Genomic DNA, 300 nt, shown 5'->3' on the forward strand with positions numbered 1-300 from the left:
GTCGAGCTGGGTGAGGTCGAGGCTGTCCTTGCTGCTCATTCGGGGGTTGAGCAGGCGGTGGCGTTGGTGCGGGAGGGCCGTCTGTTCGGCTATGCCGTGGGTGAAGTGGACGGCGATGAACTGCGGGCGTTTGCTGCCACGCGTCTGCCGGACTACATGGTGCCGTCGGTGGTCGTCGTCCTCGACGCCTTCCCGCTGACGGTCAATGGCAAGGTCGATCGTGGGGCTTTGCCTGTGCCTGATGTGGGTGTGGGTGGTTCGCGGGGGCCGGTGACGCGGACGGAGGAGGTTTTGTGCGGG

At 66.3% G+C, this 300-nt stretch carries 1 protein-coding gene; it reads left to right on the forward strand.

Annotation, left to right across the window (positions count from 1 at the left end; translation table 11 throughout):
* Positions 1 to 300, forward strand: a 300-nt coding sequence (locus KVT45_RS55295) for a hypothetical protein (protein WP_217562703.1), incomplete at both ends; no start/stop codon positions are given.

This window comes from Streptomyces sp. GbtcB6 (assembly GCF_019091475.1).
GTDB lineage: Bacteria > Actinomycetota > Actinomycetes > Streptomycetales > Streptomycetaceae > Streptomyces > Streptomyces hyaluromycini.